Source organism: Cellulophaga algicola DSM 14237, assembly GCF_000186265.1.
Classification (GTDB): Bacteria; Bacteroidota; Bacteroidia; order Flavobacteriales; family Flavobacteriaceae; genus Cellulophaga; species Cellulophaga algicola.
The window spans coordinates 1,346,645-1,362,544 of sequence record NC_014934.1 but is presented as its reverse complement, the minus strand read 5'-3'; the positions used below and the strand labels follow the sequence as shown (position 1 = coordinate 1,362,544).

Sequence of the window (15,900 nt, the reverse complement as noted above, 5' to 3'; positions counted from 1 at the left end):
GAGCTAAGATGTCTAAGAGTCTAAATATTGCCTTACTGCAAACTGAATTGTTTTGGGAACAACCAGAAAAAAACAGAATCCATATTTCTAATGCTATAAAAGAACTTAGACCAGAGGTAGATTTGTTGCTTTTGCCAGAGATGTTTACTACGGGTTTTACGATGAGTCCAGAAAATATTGATGCCATTGAAGGTTCAAGAACTTTAGATTGGATGAGAGAACTTGCAACGGCAAAACAACTTGCAATTTCGGGGAGTATTGTTTTTAATGAAAAGGGTAAGTATTATAACAGATTATTTTTTGTAGAACCATCTAAGGTTTCTATTTATGATAAACGACACACCTTTACGCTAGCAGGAGAAAGTGATGTGTACACTGCGGGTAAAGCAAAAACCATAATTGACTTTAAGGGATTTAAAATATGCCCATTAATTTGTTATGATTTGCGTTTTCCTGTATGGTCTAGAAATGTAGAACATTATGACCTATTAATCTACGTTGCAAATTGGCCTAAAACAAGAATAAACGCTTGGGATGTGCTATTGAAAGCAAGGGCTATTGAAAATATGTCATACTGTATTGGCGTAAACAGAATTGGAATTGATAAAATTGGCCATGAGTACCCAGGACATTCTGCTGTATATGATGCGCTAGGTAAAGAAGTATTATTTTCAAACAAACCAGAAATTTGCTATGTAACCTTAGATAAAAAGCATATTAAAACGACTAGAAGGAAGTTAAAGTTTTTAGAAGATCAAGATAAATTTAATCTAGAAGAATAAAATCAAACTTTTCTTCCCAGTTGGCACGCATTTCTATAAGTTTAGGAGAATGGCTTACACGTTCTGGTTGTATTTTTTTTAAATAGTTTCCTGTATCCCATTTTCCATTACCATTGCTATCAGAAATAACACGAACTAAATATTTACCAGGACTTATGTTATTAAATTTAATATCCTTAGATTCTGTAACATACAGTTCCCGCTTGATAGCTCCTTTTTCGTCTGTTAATTGAACTATTGCAGGGTAGGTAACATTACCACTTAGGGTTAATACAAAATTACCGTAGTCAGTATATTTATTTGTTTTTAAATTAAATACGATAGTATCATTTTTGTTTGCAAAAAAATCTTCAATAAGTCCAGGGTAGATGGCAAGCCTGTAGGCTTCTTCAGGTTCTTTCTCAAAATCTATTTTAAGACTATTTTTAAGACTATCTAGGGAAGTGGTGTATTTAACTGGGATAGAATCTTTGTTTATAAACATTATTTTCGTCGTATCAATTTTAATGATAGGAGTGTTTGCTTCAATGGCAAAATTATCTTCAAAACCTATGGTACCGTTTATGGTAGGTTTCAAAACAAGAGAATCTAATGCTAACTTCCTTTTCTTAACTACAAAGGTATCAATCACTTTTTGTTTTTCATTCGTCACGGTAAACTGTAATGAATCCATTTCAAATGGCGTAAACCAATAATTTAAAGTGTCTTTATCTCTTAACTTGGTTATCATTGTTCTTACCGTATCTGGTAATTTAGTTAAGGTATTAATTTTAATGTCCTTATAGTTTCCTTGATAACCGAAAATAATCTTATTTTTTGCTTCAAATTTTGGAACACTCATGCTGTAGTCAGGCTCTTCTTTAAATAACGTAAGCAAGAAAATTTCTTCTGTAGGTAATTCTACGGTATCTTTAATGAAGGCTATTTTATCTACTTTTTGATCAAATACATTGTTCTTTCCTTCATCTTTAAGTCCAAATAGCGCGTAAGTCCCTTTTTTCAAGTTTTTAAGATCAAATAATATGGTGCTATCTAAAGTATTGGTAATGTAATAAGGAGGTTTTTTATAAATGGTAGAATCTGTGTATGCGCTATCTATTTCATAAAGCATTACACTTACAAAGCTTTCAGCTTTCTTATCAAAGGCATCTTCTACCACTCCTTTAAGGTTTAAAGAATCTATATAGGTTCCAGTAGAAAAAACATAAGTAAAAAAGCTATTCGGATTCGCTTCATTATTATCAACAATACTTTGTCCAAAATTTAGGGTGTAGGTGGTATTTTCTTTTAGGGTGTCTTTTAGTTGTATTTCTACATACTTACTAGCAGCTCCTGCAGGTGTTATAATCGGTGTGTTTTTTAAAGGAGGAGAAACAATTAGTTGGTTTTGAACATCATTTAGTTTTATGTATTCATCAAAATAAAGGCGAATTTTATTCCCTTTAAAATTTACCGTCATATTTGCTGGCTCAGCATTAATCAACTTCGGAGGAATAATATCTTTAATACCACCAGAAGGAGTTCCTCTTCTAGCACATTGGTATAAAGAAATTGAAGCTAATAATAAAAGCAAGCAAGCAAGTAATCGTCTGATCATAATAAAAATCAATTCTAAATAACAAAGAAACAACTAATTTACTAAAACTATATTTTGATACGCTAGTAAAAATTAAAACAAAATGTTAAGCTTACGAGACTATTGCCATGGTCAAAATATAGATAGTTACCCCTTCTTCTTTCTCAAAAGCTTTTACACAAGATTCTAAAGTAGCACCGGTGGTAACTACATCATCTACAAGTAGGATATTTTTATTAGAAATACCATGCTTAGGGTTTAGCTTAAATAAATCTTGATTGCTTTGCCATCTAAAAAAACGATCTTTTTTAGTTTGCGTCTTTGTATTTTTAGTTTTTACAAGTACATCTTCAAGATAAGAGCAGTTTAAATGATGCGCAATTTTTTGCGCAAATAGGCTTACTTGATTGTACCCGCGTTTTTTAAGTTTTCTTTTATGAAGAGGTACAGGAATAACAAGATCTATGGGTATACCTCCCTCTTTATTAAGTATACTTCCGCACCAATCTCCAAGAAAAGTTCCTATTTGTTTCTGATTTTTGTATTTTAAGTGATGAATAAGGTTTTTTACAATGCCATTATCAGTAAAAAAAAGAAAAGAATTAGATTTTTTTACAGAAACGCGTCCATAAAAGATACGATCAAATGGGTTTTCATCGTTGTAGGTGTACTCGGTGAGTGGTAATTGGTTTCGACAAACGGTGCATAATAGCCGTTCACCTCTGCCTAAGTGTGTATTACATCCAAAACACCCCCTAGGTACTAGGATGCTGTTAATATCATTTAGTATCTTTGAAAACCTTATATACATACGTTTAATTGCGTAAAACCGAATTACATAAACCTACTTAACCCTACATGAATTATCAAGATACTAAATTCAATTATAAAATACTCCTTGCGGCTCTATTTGCTGTCGTAATAGGTATTTTAATTGCATTTTACTATAGCTATAGCCAATCTCAAAATAAAATTGATTATTTAGAGGATGAAAAAGCTATTTTGGTTAAGGATTTAACCATGATGAAAGCTGAGGTTAGTAGACTTTCTACTTCTAATGAAGTGAATGAGATTGAGATGGAACATGCTCAATATCGTATAGATCAATTATTAGATTCTGTGGGGCGTTTAAATTTTGATATTGTAAAACTTCGTGAATACCGAAAAGAACTGCGTAATATGGAGTTAATGCATGATACGTTAAGGCTTAAAAATAATTCATTACGCTATAACAACTCTATTTTATCTCAAAAGTATAATGAGACAAAATCTAAAATGGAAATTTTAGAAAATAAAACAGGAAAGTTAGAAGAAGCAGAAGCCTCTTTAATAAAACAAAATAAAATTATTAGCGCTAAGCTAAAAATTAAAAGTTATTTGCGTTTGCAATCTCCTGAAGGTACAGGGTATAGAATTCGTGGTGGTGATCCAATCCAAACCAATAAAGCATCTACTATTTCAAGACTTAGAGGTTGCGTGTCAATTGCCCAAGATATAGATGTAATACATGAAGAAAAAGTAGTTTACTTACAATTCTTAGACCCACGAAAAAAAGTAATTTCACACAATGCTTCTACTATAAATGTAAATGGTAACATTTATAGTAAAAAGGTCGAATTTATTTTTGAAGGTAGAAAAGAAGACATTTGCGATGCTATAATAGTACCAGAAGGATCTCTACAACAAGGAACTTATACCTTAAATGTATTCGAAAACGAAAAATTGCTTACTTCTGTTGAATTTCAGTTGAAATAAATTATTCATTTTTAGGGTAATATTCTATTTTTGCCACATGGCAAATCAAGAAGATCAATTTAAAAAAGTAATATCACATGCTAAGGAGTATGGGTATGTTTTTCAATCCAGTGAAATTTACGATGGGTTAAGTGCTGTTTATGACTATGCTCAAAATGGTGCTGAACTAAAAAAGAACATTCGAGAATATTGGTGGAAAGCCATGGTTCAGATGAATGATAATATTGTAGGCATTGATACTGCAATTTTTATGCACCCTACCGTATGGAAAGCATCAGGACACGTAGATGCATTCAATGATCCATTAATAGATAATAAAGATTCTAAAAAAAGATATCGTGCAGATGTTTTGGTAGAAGATTATACGGCTAAAATTGAAGCTAAAATAGATAAAGAAGTTGCTAAAGCAGCAAAGCGTTTTGGGGATTCTTTTGACAAAGATCAATTTCTAGCTACCAACCAACGTGTAGTTGATTATCAAGAGAAGATTAATACGATTTTAAAACGTTTAGGAAAATCTTTAGAAAATGAAGATTTAGTAGATGTTCGTAACCTTATTGATGAGTTAGATATCGTTTGTCCAATTTCTGGTTCTAAAAACTGGACAGATGTAAAGCAATTTAATCTAATGTTTGGCACCAAATTAGGAGCTTCTGCAGATAGTGCTATGGATTTATACCTTAGACCAGAGACGGCACAAGGAATATTTGTAAATTTCTTAAACGTTCAGAAAACAGGACGTATGAAAATTCCTTTTGGAATTGCACAGGTAGGTAAAGCATTCCGTAATGAAATTGTTGCGCGTCAATTTATTTTTCGCCAACGAGAGTTTGAACAAATGGAAATGCAATTTTTTATCCAACCAGGTACACAACAGGAATGGTATGAGAAATGGAAAGAAAACCGAATGAAATGGCACCTTTCTTTAGGTTTAGGACAAGAAAATTACCGTTTCCATGACCATGAGAAATTAGCACATTATGCAGATGCTGCTGCAGATATTGAATTCAAATTCCCATTCGGTTTTAAAGAATTAGAAGGGATACATTCTAGAACTAATTTTGATTTATCGCAGCACGAGAAATTTTCTGGTAAAAAGTTGCAATATTTTGATAATGACTTAAAGGAGAGTTATGTGCCTTATGTGGTAGAAACTTCTATTGGTCTAGATCGTATGTTTTTAGCTGTTTTTTCTAATTCTTTAGAAGAAGAAGAATTGGAAAATGGAACCACAAGAACCGTATTGAAACTTCCTGCTGTATTAGCACCTACTAAAGCGGCTGTTTTTCCTTTAGTTAAAAAAGATGGACTTCCAGAATTAGCACATGAAATTATAAATGAATTGAAATGGGAATTTAATGTTTTCTATGACGAAAAAGATGCCGTAGGAAAACGTTATAGAAGACAAGATGCTAACGGTACCCCATTTTGTATTACTGTAGACCACCAATCGCTAGAAGACAAAACTGTAACAATTCGTCATAGAGATACTATGGAACAAGAAAGGGTTGCTATTAGCGATTTAAAAACAATGATAAATAAAGCTGTTGCCATGAAAGAATGGTTGATGAAAATATAACAACATTTTTTATACTTTAAAAAAAGACTCGTGATTTATAAGAATTACGAGTCTTTTTTGTTTTGTAGCTATTTACTTACATATAATAGTATTAATATTTTTTTTTTGTAAATTCAGAGTGTATAAAAACCCAATCATATTATAGTTTTTATCTATTAAAAATAATAATTCAATAGATAGACATATGGTACTTTAGCATCAGTTACGATAGAAATCAAAAAAACAGTTTATAATGGAAGATAATTCTAAATCAGGGGGAGCTCCTCAAGGCAAAAACTTCGATATTAATGAAAGCGCAGCAAAATGTCCTTTTTTAAGTGGCACTAGTAAACATTCTGCGGGTGGTGGTGTAAAAAATAGAGATTGGTGGCCAAATGAACTAAAGCTTAATATTTTACGTCAAAATGCAGCAAAGTCTAACCCAATGGGAGAAGATTTTGATTATGCAAAGGCGTTTGCAAGTGTTGATTTTGTAGCCCTTAAAAAAGACGTTACAAATTTAATGACAGACTCGCAAGATTGGTGGCCCGCAGATTATGGGCACTATGGTGGTTTAATGATTAGAATGGCTTGGCACAGTGCTGGTACCTATAGAGTAGGAGATGGCCGTGGTGGAGCAGGAGCGGGTAACCAGAGATTTGCACCGATAAACAGTTGGCCAGATAATGGTAATTTAGATAAAGCACGTTTACTATTGTGGCCTATAAAACAAAAATATGGCAACAAGGTTTCTTGGGCAGATTTAATGATTCTTGCAGGAAATTGTGCTTTAGAATCTATGGGTTTTCCAACATTTGGTTTTGCAGGTGGTCGTGAAGACGCATGGGAACCAGAGCAAGATATATATTGGGGTAGTGAAACAGTTTGGGGAGAAAATAAAGAACGTTATGAAGATGGCGATTTAGAAGATCCATTAGCTGCAGTAATGATGGGGTGGATCTATGTTAACCCAGAAGGACCAAATGGAAATCCAGATCCAATGGGTTCTGCTCATGATGTTAGAGAAACTTTTGCTAGAATGGCAATGGATGATGAAGAAACGGTAGCCCTTGTTGCTGGAGGACATACTTTTGGGAAGGCACATGGTGCTGCAGACCCAAATACATATGTTGGTAAAGAGCCACATGGTGCATCAATTGAAGAAATGAGCACGGGTTGGAAAAACTCTTTTGGATCAGGTGTTTTAGATGATACCATTACTAGTGGTATAGAAGGTGCATGGACACCAAACCCAATACAATGGGATGCCGATTATTTTGATGTCCTATTAAACTATGAGTGGGAGCTAACTAAAAGTCCGGCAGGAGCACATCAATGGAAGCCAACGGCAGCATCTAATGCAAAAAGAGCTCCAAAAGCAGGTGATGCTAATGGTAGACAAGATTTGATGATGACGACTGCAGATATCGCTTTAAAAGTAGATCCTGCCTATTTAGAAATTTCAAAACGTTTTCACGCAGATCATCAGGCTTTTGAAGATGCATTTGCGCGTGCTTGGTACAAATTAACGCATCGTGACTTAGGCCCGACATCTCGTTATTTAGGCCCAGAAGTACCTGCAGAAGAATTGTTATGGCAAGATCCGATACCAACGGTAGCCTATACCTTAAGTGCAACAGATGTTGCTACTTTAGAAGTAATGATTTTAGATTCTGGATTAACAATTTCTCAACTAGTAACTACAGCTTGGGCATCTGCATCTACATTTAGAGGTTCTGATAAAAGAGGTGGTGCAAACGGATCTCGCTTACGCTTAGAGCCACAAAAAAGTTGGGATGTTAATAATCCTGAAGAATTAAATAAAGTATTAGCCGTTTTAGAAACTATTAAAACAGATTTTAATGGTGAAATTTCTATGGCAGATTTAATTGTTCTGGCAGGAAATGTTGGTGTAGAACAAGCTGTTAAAAATGCAGGATATGCTACAAAAGTGACGTTTAGTTCAGGTAGAGGAGATGCAACGCAGGAGCAAACAGATATTGAGGCTTTTAATTATTTACAACCTTTAGCAGACGGATTTAGAAATTATATAAAACCAGGTTTAAAAATTGCTGCTGAAGATTTATTAATTGATAAAGCCAATTTGCTAACCCTATCTGTTCCAGAAATGACTGTTTTGGTAGGTGGTTTACGAGTATTAGGAACCAATTACGATGGTTCAAACCATGGAGTGTTTACAGAAAATAGAGGAAGTTTAACGAATGATTTCTTTAAAAATATATTAGATTTTACATATACATGGAAAGCAACATCTGATGATGATAACTATTTTGAAGGTCGTATTCGTAAAACAAACGAAGTGAAGTTTACAGGAACTCGTGCAGATTTAATTTTTGGTTCTAACACAGAACTAAGAGCGATCGCAGAGGTATATGGTGCAAACGATGGACAAGACAGAATGGTAAAAGATTTTGTTGCCGCTTGGACTAAAGTAATGAATTTAGATCGTTATGATTTAAAGAAATAATTTGATTAAATAGTACGAAAAAAAGGGTGGTCTATTTTTAGACCACCCTTTTTTTATGCATAACAAAGTCCAGTGGATCTTAAATAATCAAGATTTTGACTTTCGTTAATTTCCTTAATAATAACTTAGTTCTGATGGCTCTTCGGTGCTTAATTTACTTTCTAGATCATTTAATACTTCAGCTGTATTTTTTATTGTAGCTACTGGATATGCTTTAAGTGATGAGTTAGCATCTCATAAATTTTATTTTAAAGCAGTTTTGGCTAATTTTTTAGGTACTTTTTTACACCTATTTAAAACTCATTTAGCATCATTATACTCTAAAATAGCACTAAAATCTGCATCGTATAATTTGAAACTATGTGTCTAAATTATACAGAATGTATCTTTATACTTTGCATAGTTGTTGTTATTTATAGTATACATGATTTAGTTTTATTTATATATAAGAAGTAATAATTTCCATCACCATTTGGTGTTTACATTGTGTTTTTGAAGGATGGTTTTATTTCATAATATTATTTTCAAAAAACATTTTCAATGTTGGCAATTTTTTATTTTTTAAGATCTTACTTTTTTTACCTTTTTTGTACAGGGTACCTTCGTAGTTTTCACCTAATTTTTCTATAAGCATTCCAGTATAGGGTAATCCTTTATCGTTGTATTGGATAAAGGCTACTGCGCTAGAATCGTTATCATTACTTAAATTTTCAAGTTTTGAAAAAATGCCCGTTGCTTCAAATTCTGAAGGCGCTATATTTGTGTAAAAGCCAGCCAAGAAATCAGTTTTATAATTTTCGCGATACTCATCTGCGTAAATTAAATCTTGATCCCATGCTTTCGTAGGGATAATGGTATCGCCTGAAATTATATAGGTTACTCTCAGGTTCGCCATTTCATCCTTATTTTTTCTATGAATAATTTCATCATCATAGAGGAATGAAATGGTTCCATTCGTGGCACTAATCTTTGCTTTAGGATATTTTGCTTCAGTAATCGTGTAGCCTGTTTCTGTGGTGGTAATATTGATTATGTTCCCGTAATGCATGGCAAATACATATAAACTCAAAGCTTTAGTTACTCCTTCTTTCAGTGTTTTTTTAGAGAAACTGTTACCTGAGGTGTCAAATTCTAAACCGGTATAAATTTTATCATTTTTGTAGATAGACCTTAGGGCAGGTTCTAATTCTTCATTATAGTTCTCTGGGGTTTCTTCACGATCGTATTGGGCCATATCCGCAGAATATTGGTATTTTTTTATACCAGCTTCATAAAAGTCCAAAATATAGAGCTCGGCCTTAGGTCTAACAATATACCCTTGATAGGGTAGTCCATTTTTATACGTACCATGCAGTATTTCTTCACCTTCTATATGGAAATTAGGGTGCTCTTCTGCAAATAGCTCCTCATTATCGTTATAATATTCCCAGTAGATTTTTCCTTGACGCCTCTGGTTAAGTCGCTTGCCAAATATGTTACCTTCTTTATAAACTAAAGCTTCTCCTGAATCTTCATGTTCCACGATTGATCCTTCATAAGGTTGCCCGTTTTTATATATAATGCGGTATACTATTTCAGGATAGTTGTAATAGACCACTTTTTCACCGTTTAGGATGCCGTTTTTAGCATGGTAATAACCTAGTAAGTTATACTCGTGTATGCCAGCATAATTATAGTAAGACTGTTTTCCTTCTTCTTTTCCGTTGGCAACAGTAACTAATTTTAGGTAGTCAGAACCTCCAAATTCTTCTTCGGTAATAAAGGTTCCACTCGTTCTTTTTCCCTGTTTGTATTCTCCTTTTGTAATTAGATCTCCGTCTTTAAATGTAGTTTCTGTACCCTCTTTTTTGCCGTTTTTATAAGATGTAAAATAGTCAAAACCAAGATCTTCTAAATAGAAAGTCCCTGAGTACGGTTCGTCATTTTTGTAGTGCCCGGTATACAAAACATTTTCATTCTCATCAAAAAATAAAGCCTCGCCTTCTTTTTTTCCGCCCTTATAGCTTATCAAATTTTTTAAGGATACAGCAGTACTACAAGATGTTGAGTAATATTCAGGTAAAAGACCTTCTAAAAATTTTTGTTCAATAACAAATTCACTAAGTAATTTACCTTTTATATTGTAAACAAGAAAAGTGCATTTTCCGTCTAAACATGTTTTCTTGTAGGCAAGTTTATTTGTGCTTTCATACATGATTTTGCGATCAAACGGATTCCCATTTTTATAAAGGGTAAGGCATTCGGTATACCCATTGTAGGGTTGTCCATTTTTGTTGGTGTATTCGTAGGCTAATTCGCCAGTTTCATTATATATTTTGGCTTCCCCATTTAAGTAACCATCTTCAAAATTAAGTTCTTTGTTTATTTGTCCTGAAGGATAGTAGGTTTTAGATGCTCCATTTAAACTTCCATACTCGTAATTGCGAACAGCTTCTTTTTTCCCATTTTCATAATACCAAGTTACTTCTCCGCTATACTCGTCTTCACGGTATTCATCTGCCCATCCAACAAATTGAAGATTGCCATTCATATAGTAATCTTTTACGAGTACTAAGTCCTCTTTTTTTTCTAAAGGTCTATTTCTGTAGAAAGAGGCTTCTTCTTTGGTGGTTTCATTCCAAAAAGCATCGTAGTATGTGGTGCTTTTTTCTTGTGCTATTCCATTTGTTAATAGAAATGTTACGAGTATAAAAAGGATTTTATTTTTAGGAATCATAGTTTACCTGATAGTTTTGTGGGTTACTTATAGGATTTAGGGAGTAATGGCCTATCTACTTCAAATATAAACTATACTACTTTATAGAGAATAAAATAAGTTTAAAACTATTTTCAGAAATTATAATCTTATTTTTTTTAGTCACTACAGCCCAAATGATAAAGATGAAATTTCCCCTATTGCTTACTAGATTTTACCTCGATATTATTTTTATACGTGACGATCTCTGCTACAGATTGGTTTTTATTGTAATAGGTGGTATCCCCATTTAGTTGTCCGTTTTTCCATTTAGATACTGTCATTAGTTCTCCTGTATCATAATATTCAAGAGTCGTACCATCTTGGGCACCATCTTTCCATTTGGCAATAATTCTAGTTTGGCCGTTGTCATAATATTCGGTACACTTTCCAAATTGCTTTCCATCATAGCTGCCACAACGATCTCCCATAGATAATTGGGCACCAAGTTTTTTATAGTTTTCAAATACGCGGTTTGGTTTTAATTTAGCTTCAATAACCTCTCCGTCTTCTTTAATCTCTACAAATTTCACCAATACATGGCTCGCATTATAGCTGTAGTTGTAGGCTTCGTAAATAGCCGAGGACCCAGCGTAATACCCATACCCATTGTAATAATTTGTTCTCCCTACCTCTTGTTGGCCTACTGCGTGTCCCACAAATTCTAAATTGCATTGAATGTAGTATTTACCAGGTCTCATCTTGTAAAAAGTAAAGTTTCCGTTTTGATCTGTCTCCGCTTCGAGTCGGTAACTGAATGCTTTTTCGGTCATAATTACGCGACCAGCAGCGCCTAATACTTTTTGTAATTTGGATACTTCAATTAAATATTCGGTTACTGGAAAAAGAATTACTTTGGTTTTTTCTTTTGCCTTATGTTTTTCTCTTCCTGCCGCCGCTTGGTTAGTTTCAAAGGTAAAAGCACTACCTGTTATGGTGCCACTACCTTCCGTTAATTTAGAACTGGCATCTTTTTCATCGAACCAAACTTGCGGATATAATACGTTCTCCTGCGCTGCTATTTTGTGAGAAATGGTTGCGATGAATAAAATTAGAAACAAAAATGAAGTAACTTTTTTCATAAAAATTAATTAGGCTATACTAGTATCTAATGTACTGAATAGCTTTTAATTATAAATAAAAAATAGTTAATTTTTAATTACTGAAGCATGTACTTAATTGTCTTGTTACACAGTAAACAACCCAAACGGTTTGTTATAGCTTTCTCCATTAGATCTTGACTAATTCAACCCGTCTATTTTTTGCTTTGTTTTCTTCAGAATCGTTAGGTGAAATTGGGTTTTTGGCACCAAAACCCTTTGCTGTCAAACGATTGATGGCGATACCTTTACCTGCAAGGGTATATAGTACAGTATTTGCCCTATCCATAGAAAGTTGTTTATTTCTTTCCACGTTTCCGCTAGAATCAGTGTGCCCTTCAATAGATAACTTTAAACTGTCGTTTTCATTTAATAAGGTAAATATTTCAGCGACCAATGTTTCGCCATCAGGTTTTAAAGTTGCTTTATCAGTATCAAAATTAATGTTTAGAATGGCCTTCCCTGTTTTGTCAATGTCAGATTTCATTTCACTAGCAGTTGGGGCTTTTATGGTTTGATTAAAACTTTCCAGTGCTACCACACCAATTTCAGCTCGTGCGGAATTACTCCAAACTTGAAAAATTATTTTCCCATTTACATGGTTTAATACATAGTGCTTCACGGGAGAGCTATTATAAGGATCTCCTTGTATATATTTGAACACGGTCTTATCATCTTCTTTATTAAGGTGCTCTATTTTCTCACGAGGAATCTGACCTTTAAAAATTAACTGTGCGCCAATGCGTTCTAAATAATGTTCAATACTTTGGTCAAATTTATACTGCTCAAATTCGATAGTACGATCAGACATTGCAAAGTCTAGTTCGGCTTTTTTACCATCGGCATTAAAGAATGAAGTTCCTGTATACATAATTAGCTTATTGTAATCAAAATAATTAGTCATTCCATTTTTTGCAACATCATTATGCCCGTCTTCCCAAATTATAAAACCTTCTGGGGCCTTTAAATAGGGGAAAACTCCAATGTTAGTATCTGATACAGGAATTGAAGACCAGTCAAATTCTTTAAACACTATTAGAGGTTCTTCACGGTCTGTTTCCTGAATGGGTATAGTTTCTGTTTCTTGCTCTAATTGTGGCGTTACTTTTGGATCATCTTTGCAAGAAAATAAGCTAAGAGTCATGGCGGTAAGCAGGATTATTTTTTTCATTGTATTCTCGTGTGAATTGCGAATGAAAAGGTAATTACTTTTTAGGTGAGGAAAAGGTTAAGAAATTTAAAAGTTTGCGTTGTGAAATCGTAACTTATTAAAACCTGAACCCAATAGAAAGTCCTGCTTTGTACATAAAAGTGTTCTGGTATTCTTGAGGGTTCACATTCCGGCCTAAACCCGCATTGAACTCTAAGGTAAACTTCTGACTGTAAGTTGCAAATTTGTGGCCTATACCTAGGCCAATTGCTGTAGGTATGATCTAAAGTGGTATTTGTAATTTCAGAATCTTTAATCTCTCCAGGATAATACAATCCAAAGGCTTCTGCAAAAAAGCCACTACGTGGGGCATAACCAAAATAAGCTCTAAAATTTGGACCTATTCCAAAGTTTCCATTGTAATTCAATGGGGTGCTATCAAAATACAAAGTACCACCAACGCTAGTATCTTCATTTAAATAATACTCATAACTGCCTTCAACGGTTGTTGAGGCCAAAAACAAACCAATATTAAATTTTAATTCCTGATTCTCGTTGTATGCTCTATAGGCTTGTGCGGAAGCAAGTCCACGCTACTTAAAACAAGGAGTAGAACTACTATTTTTTTTATTTGAATAGTAGTTGGGTATGAAAATCAATTAGTATACTAAAAATGAAAAACCTTGAATTCTCTGATTTTTTGGAAGACGCTAAACTTGCATCTAATAGCAAACATTACGTATTTTCGGCAACAAGTAAAATTCATAGCATAAGCCTATCATTTTTATAACGTACAATAGAAATGTTGCTTGGCGAATTACATTCTTATGCTGCGCAAAGTCACAAGCATAGTCTTTAAAAAAATTAAATAGTTACAGATGAAAATTGTATCGTACAACGTAAACGGAATTAGGGCAGCAATAAATAAAGGTTTTATAGATTGGTTAAAAATTGTAAATCCTGATGTGGTTTGTTTGCAGGAGATTAAGGCAATGGAGGAGCAATTAGATCTAAGCTTGTTTGAAGAAGCGGGATACTCGTATAATTATTGGTATAGCGCTCAGAAAAAAGGCTATAGCGGGGTTGCAATTCTTTCTAAAACAAAGCCAAACCATGTAGAGTTTGGGACAGGAATTGATTATATGGATTTTGAAGGACGTAATATCCGTGCAGATTATGATGGGGTATCTGTGATGAGTATGTATTTACCATCAGGAACCAATATAGATCGCTTGAGTTTTAAGTTGAAATATATGGCAGAATTTCAGGAGTATGTTACCGATTTAAAGGTAGAACACCCTAATTTAATCATTTTAGGAGATTACAACATTTGCCACAAGGCTATTGATATTCATAACCCAGTAGGCTTAAAAAACACCTCGGGATTTTTACCTGTAGAACGGGAGTGGATTGGCGCTTTTATGGACAATGGTTTTATTGATAGTTTTCGGTATTTTAATGAGGAGCCAGATAAATATACTTGGTGGAGTTACAGAGCCAATGCAAGGAATAACAATAAGGGTTGGCGTCTAGATTATGCTTTAGTAAGTACACCCCTGAAAGATAGATTAAAAAGAGCCGTAATATTAGCAGAAGCAAAACATAGTGATCACTGTCCAATTTTAGTTGAATTGAGTTAATTTTTATTTCAATAGGAAGGAAATAGGTGTTTGATATGCTTATTTTTGAATTTTTAAATTTCAAGCTTTTTCTTATGCTTTATACCAAATTACCACATACCGATATAGAAGTTAGTAAAATTTGTTTAGGAACAATGACTTGGGGAAACCAGAATACGGAAGCTGAAGGTCATGAACAGATGGATTATGCGGTGGAGCAAGGGGTTAATTTTTTTGATACAGCAGAATTGTATCCTATTCCTGCGCATCCTGATCGTAAATCTGCAACAGAAAAAGTAATAGGTACTTGGTTTGAGAAAAAGAAGAATAGAGACCAAATAATCTTGGGGTCAAAAATTGCTGGTAGAGCAGAATTCACAAAGTTTATACGTACTACTGGTTTTGATAGAGCTTCACTTGTAGATGCTGTAGAGGGTAGTTTAGAGCGCTTAAAGACAGATTATATAGATCTGTATCAACTACACTGGCCAGAACGAAATACTAATTATTTTGGAAAACGTGGGTATGCGCATGATGCTGCAGATTTCTGGGAAGATAATTTTCATCAAGTTCTAGAAACATTACGCGATTTAAAACAAGAAGGAAAAATTAGAGAAGTAGGTATTTCTAATGAAACCCCTTGGGGAGCTATGCGTTTTTTAGAAGAGAGTAAGGTACACGCTACCTTGCCTCGAATGCTTACGATTCAAAACGCATACAACTTGTTAAATAGACAGTTTGAAACAGGCTTGTCTGAAATTTCACACCGCGAAAATCTTGGTCTTTTGGCGTATTCTCCTTTAGGTTTTGGGGTATTAAGTGGTAAATATTTAGGCGATAGATTGCCAGATAATTCTCGGATAAAATTATTCCCTAATTACAAAAGGTATAGTGGCGAAACGGCAGTAGCAGCTACTCAGAAATATTATGAGTTGGCCCAAGCAAATGATCTTTCATTAGCGCAAATGTCGCTGGCTTTTGTGAATACAAGGCCTTTTTTAACGAGTAACATTATTGGCGCAACTAGTATGCGCCAATTAGAAGAAAATATTGCTAGTATTGATGTAAAATTAAGTACAGAGGTATTAGAAGGTATTGAGAAAATTCATAACCAAATTCCTAATCCTGCCCCTTAATT

12 protein-coding genes are annotated in these 15,900 nt (G+C 33.9%); 6 read left to right on the top strand and 6 right to left on the bottom strand.

The window, feature by feature from the left end; all coding sequences use genetic code 11:
- Positions 1-8: 8 nt before the first annotated feature.
- A complete protein-coding gene (locus CELAL_RS05850; RefSeq protein WP_013549977.1) occupies positions 9-782 on the top strand; it encodes a nitrilase family protein in 774 nt (257 codons plus the stop codon).
- On the opposite strand, the gene CELAL_RS05845 is transcribed toward CELAL_RS05850, so the two are convergent.
- Complete coding sequence (locus tag CELAL_RS05845) at positions 766-2,379, bottom strand: Ig-like domain-containing protein (protein ID WP_013549976.1); 1,614 nt, start codon at positions 2,377-2,379, stop codon at positions 766-768. The two genes, CELAL_RS05850 and CELAL_RS05845, sit on opposite strands and share 17 nt — an antisense overlap.
- Positions 2,380-2,470: 91 nt before the next feature.
- Positions 2,471-3,169 carry a ComF family protein gene (locus tag CELAL_RS05840; RefSeq protein ID WP_013549975.1) on the bottom strand — a complete coding sequence of 233 codons (699 nt, stop codon included), beginning with the start codon at positions 3,167-3,169 and terminating at the stop codon, positions 2,471-2,473.
- Positions 3,170-3,216: 47 nt separating this feature from the next.
- Between CELAL_RS05840 and CELAL_RS05835 the strand changes: the two genes are divergently transcribed.
- The 3 genes from CELAL_RS05835 (at position 3,217) to katG (ending at position 8,159) form a co-directional block, all read left to right on the top strand.
- Complete coding sequence (locus tag CELAL_RS05835) at positions 3,217-4,113, top strand: hypothetical protein (RefSeq protein WP_013549974.1); 897 nt, start codon at positions 3,217-3,219, stop codon at positions 4,111-4,113.
- Between the two features lie 37 nt (positions 4,114-4,150).
- Positions 4,151-5,692: a glycine--tRNA ligase gene (locus CELAL_RS05830; protein ID WP_013549973.1), complete on the top strand. Its 1,542-nt coding sequence runs from the start codon at positions 4,151-4,153 to the stop codon at positions 5,690-5,692.
- 232 nt (positions 5,693-5,924) lie between these two features.
- Positions 5,925-8,159, top strand: coding sequence for a catalase/peroxidase HPI (gene katG / locus CELAL_RS05825; protein WP_013549972.1), 2,235 nt, complete (start codon positions 5,925-5,927; stop codon positions 8,157-8,159).
- 505 nt (positions 8,160-8,664) lie between these two features.
- Here katG and CELAL_RS05815 read toward each other — a convergent pair.
- The 4 genes from CELAL_RS05815 to CELAL_RS05800 all read right to left on the bottom strand — a co-directional run bounded on the left by CELAL_RS05815 (position 8,665) and on the right by CELAL_RS05800 (position 13,661).
- Entirely contained in the window at positions 8,665-10,875 is a 2,211-nt protein-coding gene (locus CELAL_RS05815; protein ID WP_013549971.1) for a toxin-antitoxin system YwqK family antitoxin, read from the bottom strand.
- 176 nt (positions 10,876-11,051) lie between these two features.
- Positions 11,052-11,975 carry a toxin-antitoxin system YwqK family antitoxin gene (locus tag CELAL_RS21380; protein WP_013549970.1) on the bottom strand — a complete coding sequence of 308 codons (924 nt, stop codon included), beginning with the start codon at positions 11,973-11,975 and terminating at the stop codon, positions 11,052-11,054.
- A 148-nt stretch (positions 11,976-12,123) separates the two neighbouring features.
- A complete protein-coding gene (locus CELAL_RS05805) occupies positions 12,124-13,164 on the bottom strand; it encodes an OmpA family protein (protein WP_041557573.1) in 1,041 nt (346 codons plus the stop codon).
- A gap of 41 nt (positions 13,165-13,205) precedes the next feature.
- Positions 13,206-13,661 (bottom strand): hypothetical protein, encoded by a 456-nt coding sequence (locus CELAL_RS05800; protein ID WP_052303978.1) that lies wholly within the window; start codon positions 13,659-13,661, stop codon positions 13,206-13,208.
- A 360-nt stretch (positions 13,662-14,021) separates the two neighbouring features.
- Here CELAL_RS05800 and CELAL_RS05795 point away from each other — a divergent pair, with 360 nt between their 5' ends.
- Both CELAL_RS05795 and CELAL_RS05790 read left to right on the top strand, forming a co-directional pair.
- Positions 14,022-14,783, top strand: coding sequence for an exodeoxyribonuclease III (locus CELAL_RS05795; protein ID WP_013549967.1), 762 nt, complete (start codon positions 14,022-14,024; stop codon positions 14,781-14,783).
- A gap of 74 nt (positions 14,784-14,857) precedes the next feature.
- Complete coding sequence (locus CELAL_RS05790) at positions 14,858-15,898, top strand: aldo/keto reductase (RefSeq protein WP_041557969.1); 1,041 nt, start codon at positions 14,858-14,860, stop codon at positions 15,896-15,898.
- Positions 15,899-15,900 lie beyond the last annotated feature (2 nt).

Bases quoted from the DNA above. Each gene is read 5' to 3' on its own strand.
- CELAL_RS05805 (WP_041557573.1), bottom strand. From the start codon at position 13,164: ATGAAAAAAATAATCCTGCTTACCGCCATGACTCTTAGCTTATTTTCT.
- CELAL_RS05845 (WP_013549976.1), bottom strand. From the start codon at position 2,379: ATGATCAGACGATTACTTGCTTGCTTGCTTTTATTATTAGCTTCAATT.
- CELAL_RS21380 (WP_013549970.1), bottom strand. From the start codon at position 11,975: ATGAAAAAAGTTACTTCATTTTTGTTTCTAATTTTATTCATCGCAACC.
- CELAL_RS05830 (WP_013549973.1), top strand. From the start codon at position 4,151: ATGGCAAATCAAGAAGATCAATTTAAAAAAGTAATATCACATGCTAAG.
- CELAL_RS05835 (WP_013549974.1), top strand. From the start codon at position 3,217: ATGAATTATCAAGATACTAAATTCAATTATAAAATACTCCTTGCGGCT.
- CELAL_RS05815 (WP_013549971.1), bottom strand. From the start codon at position 10,875: ATGATTCCTAAAAATAAAATCCTTTTTATACTCGTAACATTTCTATTA.
- katG (WP_013549972.1), top strand. From the start codon at position 5,925: ATGGAAGATAATTCTAAATCAGGGGGAGCTCCTCAAGGCAAAAACTTC.
- CELAL_RS05840 (WP_013549975.1), bottom strand. From the start codon at position 3,169: ATGTATATAAGGTTTTCAAAGATACTAAATGATATTAACAGCATCCTA.
- CELAL_RS05795 (WP_013549967.1), top strand. From the start codon at position 14,022: ATGAAAATTGTATCGTACAACGTAAACGGAATTAGGGCAGCAATAAAT.
- CELAL_RS05850 (WP_013549977.1), top strand. From the start codon at position 9: ATGTCTAAGAGTCTAAATATTGCCTTACTGCAAACTGAATTGTTTTGG.
- CELAL_RS05790 (WP_041557969.1), top strand. From the start codon at position 14,858: ATGCTTTATACCAAATTACCACATACCGATATAGAAGTTAGTAAAATT.